This window comes from Vagococcus vulneris (genome assembly GCF_003950515.1).
Classification (GTDB): domain Bacteria; phylum Bacillota; class Bacilli; order Lactobacillales; family Vagococcaceae; genus Vagococcus; species Vagococcus vulneris.
In genome coordinates this window covers 1-7154 of record NZ_NGJS01000032.1, presented here as the reverse complement: position 1 = coordinate 7154, position 7154 = coordinate 1, and the positions used below count along the sequence as shown (strand labels likewise).

Below are 7154 nucleotides of genomic sequence, written 5' to 3'. Positions count from 1 at the left end.
CGAAAGCCTTGTAAACATTATAAATAGTCTGTTTTGAACGTTTTAGATGTTTAGCAACGACTATCACTTTTTGATGTTGATGATAATAAGATTCTATTAAAACTAGTTCCTCTGTAGTAAGATGTGTTTAGATCATTTGTGATCACTCTCCTTGTTTTCTTTGGTAGGAAATACAATTTGAGTGTATCACAAATGATTTTTTAGTTGTCTAGCTTAATTTTACAATCGACGTTCTATAAAAAAGTCGTCTGAAAATTGACAGCAGCACTATTTTTTGTCAGATGACATTAGAAGATACTAATGATAAAATAACGTATAAAGTACCAACTATTAGGTGTTTGTAGTTTCGTGTTGTTGAGTAGTTGGTGTCATAATAATTTTCATAGTATCGATTAAAGGCAAATACTGTTAATAATTTAGAGTGATTAGAGAAGGTTTTTTTATGGAATAAGAAAATTATCAAGAATATATTGAGGAAACATTAAAGAGCGTAAAAAACTTACAATGAAAAAATGTAAATTTATTAATCGCTGGGAAAAGTGGGGTTGTTAAGTCTACATTAATTAATACAATATTGGGTGATAATTGATTAAAATAGAAATTAGTGAACCTGTTACTGAGGGTGTTAGTTTGGCAGAGCAAACCGATTTTCCAATCAGAATATATGATACAATAGGGTTTAAAATCAGTTCAAAGAGATGTGTTTTAAAAAGTACCACTAAAGCGCAATCTTATGCAACAGTTAATAAAAAATATTCAGATAATTGAAGATATAGATGATGATATTCATGTTGTTTTTGGTTTTAGATCAAGGTTAGAGGAATCAGAGATAAGTGGCTAGTGAAACAAAAAATACAAGCTGTCAGTGTGTTGATTAAGTGTTTCGATTTAAATGAAACCAAATTATTTACCAGAATAGTTATATTTAAGGATAGTCTTTTCAAGATGGATGGCTTGAATATTTTAAAGAATATTAACAGCCCTATATTAAAATTAAAAATAAGGTTCAAGAAAAAAATTTTAAAATTAAAAGGAGTTATTATGAATTTGACTAAAAAGGCATTATCACAAGCTTTAAAAGAGTTAATGAGTCATATTGAATTTGATAAAATAACTATTTCTGACGTTACTAAAGAAGCTGGGGTTTCGCGAAATACCTTTTATTATCATTTTTCTGATATCAATCATCTATTAGAGTGGACTTATGATAATGAAATTGTTAATGAGTTAGCAACTTACGGAAATTTAGAAACTTGGAAAGATGGTCTATTAAGTGTTTTTAATTATACGGAGAAAAATAGAAAATTTTGCTTAAACACATTTCACTCATTGAGTCGAGATCGTTTGGAAAGTTTTCTTTATCGGATTAGTCACGACATGTTGATTTCAATTATGAGCAAACGCTATAGTTCTGACAGGTTGTCTGAATCTTTAAAGTTAGATATTGCTGACTTTTATGGTCGTGCTATTGTTGCTCAAGTGGTTCATTGGTTAAAAAATAGATTGATTGAGCCGAAAGATCAAGTAATTGCTAGAATTGAAAGAGCTACAACAGGAATGATTGACTTAATCGTTGGTAATCAAACTTATCGTTCTGACAATTAGTGACTTATGCCCAAAATACAAACAAATTACTCGATTTGTATATATTTTTTTTTCTATAAATTTGTATGATAAAGATATAAAAAATATATAATTTTAGGAGGAGTTTTGTTATGTTTTTCTTTGCACATATTCCATGGTATTCTGTGTTGATGTGGTTTGCTGTTGTTGGTGGTTTAATGTTAATGAATGAATTAGCTAGGATGAACAAGTGGGTAGCACTTATTTTATTTACTATTTTACCGCTTATTTTAACTATTTTTGTGTGGCCAACAACTGCGGGACCAGGAAGCAGTACAGGAACATGGTTTCATTGGGTCAAAGTTTATTCCGCATTAGCCGGATGTTTGGGTTTTTTAGCTTTGCGTTTTATAAAAGGAGCTAAAGATAATAAGTATATGCTTGCTTTTCCTGCGCTTATTTTAGCTATTAATATTATGGAAGCAGTATTTCGTGACTTTCAAGTTTACTCATTACACGGTATGATTGATGGCGTATTCATGAATGGTGGCGTTTGGAATATTATGAATGGAATTGCCGGTATTCTGAATATTATCACTATTTCTGGTTGGTTTGGTATTCAAGTTAGTAAAGATAAGCAAAAAGACATGGTTTGGGCCGACCAAATGTGGTTTTGGATTATTGCATATGATTTATGGAACTTCGCCTATGTTTATAATTGTGTATCTGATCATTCTTTTTACGCAGGACTTGGTTTATTAATGTCTTGTACGATTCCAGCCTTTTTTATCAAAAAAGGCGCATGGTTACAGCATCGAGCACAAACATTAGCTTTTTGGATGATGTTCACTATGAGTTTCCCGGCTTTTGTTGGAGATTCAAAATTTTCAGTGGATAGTTCACATAGTAGTGTTGCATTGTTTACTTTGAGCTTTATCGCTTTAGCAGCCAACGTCGCGGTCTTTATTTATCACTTCTATCGCGTTAAAAAATACAAGAAAAATATTTTTAAAGATGAGGTTTATGCTGGGCTTTCAAAATTCAATGAAGTGAAAGATAATAATTAAATAAAAACTTTTCTAAATGTTCTTTTCAGTGATCGAGAATAGTTTAAAATGATGGCTGTTTGTGGGATAAATCGTTGGTTATACAACCTATTTATAGATGGGTATAAGATACAGTCAAATTAGCTGCTTCTCTTAGAAAAAAACATTTAAGTGGGAAAAACTGTAGACGTTTTATACAAAAGTAAACCAAAGAGATAGAAATCTCTTCGGTTTTTTAGTGTCTAATTTATCGTTTGCTGCTGAATTTTAAAATGTCAAAAAGGGAATGGATATTTCCATCCTTTAAAAGATTAATTTTTAGGAAGCACCTTACTAATTAAATGAGTATGATTTAAATATTATTAACTATTTTGTCAGTATTTTGACTTTCTCTTCGTTTAAAATTAATTCTTTAAGAGAAAATCTAGAGTAAGATACTTCTTCATAATTCATAAAATAATAGTCCCGTGCTTCAAGATTCATGATAGCTTTATACTGTGTATAATCTATACTATTATCCGCTTTTATTTTAACACCTTTTGGAATATCAACAGCATTTAAAATATGTGACACAGCAACCAGTCCATTTTCTTTTTCAGTATGTTCTCTTAAAAATGCTGTTCGAATAAATCGGGAAGCCGATGTATAATCCCCTGGTAAGCCTAGAGCACCAGAACCAGGTCCATCAGAGACAGTTTTCATCTCTCCATACTGTTTCATTTCAAAATCTTTAGGTTGTAAATTAGAGTAGTGATTTAAATTAGATAAATGCCATGGGAAATCCGGTGAATTTGTCATAACACCAACGTTATTTTTATAAAAATGAGTTCCTGTTTCTGTCATTTCTAACACATAAGTTTCTCCAGTAGAGTCAGAAACTAGCCAATGTAATGGAACTTTACTCTTTAAGATTGGATTTTCCATATCAATTAAATTTATTGTTGGAAGTATTTCTTCTAATTCAGCTACTGACGCTATATGACTTAAAGCCCACGCTACAAAATCAGTGGCATTTATATTAACCTTATTTGAGTCTGCTACAGTCGAATAAGTAGCGTTACCAGAAAAGTAAAGTGAAGCGATACTAAATCCTTTTTCATTCATACCATCAGCAAATATTAAGCTATGCGTATCACGTCCAGCTCCGATAAAAGCAAATTTAGAGATATAAGACTCTCTGTCTTCAGGTATAAATTTAGTTTCTTGAGGAACGTAGATAACCTTTGCTTCTAAAGGAAAAGAGAAATCCATTGTTCTAGCAAAAAAATGCTCTTGCTTATTAGTTGTTAAAGTTAATGATGTACACATAAAAGAACCTCCGCTAATTAATTTGTTAACTATATTTTATCATTCGAATGCGGACAAAATTTTTATTTTAATTCATTTCAGAGGACAAATAACGAAAAAATAAACAGTATAAATTAAATTAGTTTTATATTTTTTAAATGATTTTAAATTATTAACGGTATCATTCTTCTTTAATAAGATAATTTACCACAAATCATAATTATTTCGCTTATTTTTACTTTATTTACTTTTTAAATCAATTTGTATATTTATTAACAACCGCCTTTTAATAAATACTCTAAGGTAGCATTTCCCATTACCTCTGAAGCAATTAGCAAGGCATCTTCATTAACCATAAATTTTGGATGATGATGTGGGTAGAAGTCATCTCCTTTTTTAGTACAGCCGATAAAGAAGAAACAGCTTGGTTTTTCTTGAGCATAATAAGCAAAATCTTCTGAAGCTGCCACAGGGGGTGTTTCTGTGATGCTAGTGACATCATCAAACGCTGCGTTTTGGGTTGCCTCAACAACTAAGCGAGTTAATTGAGGATCATTCACTAAAACTGGATAATCATGAATATACTCAAGTTCGTAATCTATATTATAAGCTTCGCAGATTCCTGCTAAAATTCTTTTAAATTCAGTTTCAATAACTTTTCTTGAATGTTCCGTCATGACCCGAATGTCCCCCACTAATTCTACTTGATCTTTAATAACGTTCGCTGATCCTTTACCATCAAATGAGCCAATTGTAATAACTGCCATATCAAAAGGATTAATTCTTCTACTCACAATGGTTTGAACTGCCGTTACGAATTGTGCTGCTGCGACGATTGTATCGTTTGCATCCTGAGGCATAGAGCCATGACCACTCTTTCCATGCATGACTAATTTAAAATTTGTTCGTCCAGACATTGTTTCACCTTCACGATAAGCCACTTCACCTAAATTAATCGTTGTCATCAGGTGAGCACCTAAAACATGGTCGTAACCATCTAGACAGCCTGCCTTAACCATACCAAGAGCTCCTCCTGGCGGGGTTTCTTCTGCAGGTTGATGAATAATTCTAATCTTCCCAGGCAACTGGTCTTTTAATTCAATTAATGTTTCACCTAAAATTAACATATAAGCTGTATGTCCATCATGTCCACAAGCATGCATCACACCAGGATTTTTTGAAGCAAAAGAAAGATTGGTTTCTTCTTGAATAGGCAGAGCATCAAAATCTGCACGTAAGGCTAAGCTTGGACCCGGTTTTCCACCATCTATATCAATTAAAATACCATATCCTCCACCAAAATTGGTATGAATCTTGCAATCTTTCCCTGTATAAAAGTTGACAATATATTGAGACGTTTTTTTCTCTTGAAAAGATAGTTCGGGGTGTTCGTGAAGATAACGACGAATCTCAATCATCTTTTTTTCTTTACTTTTTAATCTTTTCTGTAGTTCTTTTTGTAAGTCATTCATAATGGAGTCACCTTTCTTTATTCTATGATTTTAAGTATTTAACAATATTTTCGGGATTGTAAAAATGAGGAAATCCAACACGTCAATGTCAAAATCGTCAATACAATCAATATAATCCATGCAGTTTGATAGGAGCCAGTATTATCATAAATGATTGCCACGAACAATGATCCAATGGACATTCCTGCTTGCATTGCACTACTTGTATAGCCATAAGCTTCACCATACTGCTCTTTACTAAAAATAGAGGAGGTGACTAAAGGAGGGGAAACGGTTCCTATACCAATACCTAAACCAAAGGTAATAGCTACCAAGTATACTGATACGTAATTATCACCAGATAAGATAAAGAAAAACGCTAAACCAAATGCTACGCACCCATAAATAGAACTGGCGATTATACCAAAGCGATCGTTAATCCAGCCTAACGATAATTTTCCAGCAATCCCAATTAATGAGTATAAGGAAATAATTGTTGCCGCAATAGTAGGTGTTTGGAGGCCTTCAAGAGCTGGTGGGAACTGGCCTAATGCTCCGCTATTTATAACACCATTTAATGTCATGCCCACTATTAATAAAATAAAGAAAGGTTTTTTAATAGCTTCTTTCATTGTTAATTTTACCGTAGCCGTTTCATCGTGTTCTTCTTTATAACCATTCTGTTCGTTTGAACCATAAGGTAATAAACCTTTTTCAGCTGGATTTTTTTTAAAGACAAATAAAGATATCGGTAAAGAAACAATCAAAAGAACTGCCCCCATAATCATATAGGTTGTACGCCAACCATAATGATTAATCCAAATAGTAATAAGCGGGCTAAAAATAAAACCACCTAATCCAATACCTGTCATGGCGATACTCATTGCAAGACCTCTCTTTTTCACAAACCAGTTGGTAATCATGATACTAACTGGAATGATAGTAGCAAATAAATAACAGATTCCAATAATGACAGATAATAAATATAAATAAATTGGACGTGTTGCGAACCCATATGAAGCGTAGGCCCCTGCAAAAATAAATATAGCAGTACTTTGAATACGTTTAAGATTTCCTTGGCTTATTTTTTTTGCGACAAATGGAGACAAAAAGATACCCATCGCTTGAAGAATCGTATTGCTTAAAGTAAATGCGCTACGGCTGATTCCCATATCCGCAGTAACTGGCAATAAAAACTTATTCGCCAGTGCAACAACACTAGGAACAAGAGTACTTGTAATTAGCACAGACCCTGCTACTATCCACCATCCATAAAAAATACGCTTTTCTTTCAATACCAATCACCTCTGATTTCAATTAATTATTTTTGGAAAGGATTAAATTATAAAAAAATGATATGTTCTAATTTAATTGTAATCATTTATGTTGATAAATGAAAGCCTTTTTATAGTTTTTCATAAAAAAAAGACTCATTTAAAAAAAATAAGTCTAACAAATGGATTGATAAAGATAATCTAATACATATTTCATGTTTTCAAAATACGATATATATTGCCATCGTTTCTTATCATTCTTTAAATTTCACTATGATGACGTTCATTTAGATTCCGTCTGATATAAATACTGGATATTTTGTGTGGAGTTTATTTGCTTGAATAAATACCGTTTTCCTATTTGTTAAGGTTATTATTTTAATAAAGAACCATCACATCTCTGTTGGGACTGAACCCCTAAAATGAGACAGTAATAAAAACACCTATGCGATTACTTTTTTCCGATAATCAATCGGAGATAAGTAATCGTATTTTTGTTGAATTCTTTCTTTATTATAATAGTTGATGAAATT

The 7154-nt window shown here is 32.1% G+C and carries 7 protein-coding genes and 1 pseudogene; 3 read left to right on the top strand and 5 right to left on the bottom strand.

From position 1 onward, the window contains the following. Positions 1-97, bottom strand: a pseudogene (locus tag CBF37_RS11815) (IS30 family transposase); the annotation flags it as partial. A gap of 488 nt (positions 98-585) precedes the next feature. Here CBF37_RS11815 and CBF37_RS11720 point away from each other — a divergent pair. From CBF37_RS11720 to CBF37_RS11320, 3 genes are all read left to right on the top strand, one after another. Beyond that, positions 586-768 carry a hypothetical protein gene (locus CBF37_RS11720; protein ID WP_165866720.1) on the top strand — a complete coding sequence of 61 codons (183 nt, stop codon included), beginning with the start codon at positions 586-588 and terminating at the stop codon, positions 766-768. Between the two features lie 273 nt (positions 769-1041). Then, entirely contained in the window at positions 1042-1605 is a 564-nt protein-coding gene (locus CBF37_RS11325) for a TetR/AcrR family transcriptional regulator (RefSeq protein ID WP_165866719.1), read from the top strand. A 110-nt stretch (positions 1606-1715) separates the two neighbouring features. Continuing rightward, positions 1716-2630, top strand: coding sequence for a DUF5692 family protein (locus CBF37_RS11320; RefSeq protein WP_125984862.1), 915 nt, complete (start codon positions 1716-1718; stop codon positions 2628-2630). Between the two features lie 345 nt (positions 2631-2975). On the opposite strand, the gene CBF37_RS11315 is transcribed toward CBF37_RS11320, so the two are convergent. The 4 genes from CBF37_RS11315 to CBF37_RS12010 all read right to left on the bottom strand — a co-directional run bounded on the left by CBF37_RS11315 (position 2976) and on the right by CBF37_RS12010 (position 7148). Continuing rightward, the gene (locus CBF37_RS11315; RefSeq protein WP_125984861.1) at positions 2976-3917 is read right to left on the bottom strand and encodes a choloylglycine hydrolase family protein; all 942 of its coding nucleotides are present in this window, start codon (positions 3915-3917) and stop codon (positions 2976-2978) included. Between the two features lie 251 nt (positions 3918-4168). After that, complete coding sequence (locus CBF37_RS11310; RefSeq protein WP_125984860.1) at positions 4169-5368, bottom strand: M20 family metallopeptidase; 1200 nt, start codon at positions 5366-5368, stop codon at positions 4169-4171. 38 nt (positions 5369-5406) lie between these two features. Next, positions 5407-6642, bottom strand: coding sequence for an MFS transporter (locus CBF37_RS11305; protein ID WP_125984859.1), 1236 nt, complete (start codon positions 6640-6642; stop codon positions 5407-5409). A gap of 422 nt (positions 6643-7064) precedes the next feature. Next, complete coding sequence (locus tag CBF37_RS12010) at positions 7065-7148, bottom strand: IS3 family transposase (protein WP_420824178.1); 84 nt, start codon at positions 7146-7148, stop codon at positions 7065-7067. Positions 7149-7154 lie beyond the last annotated feature (6 nt).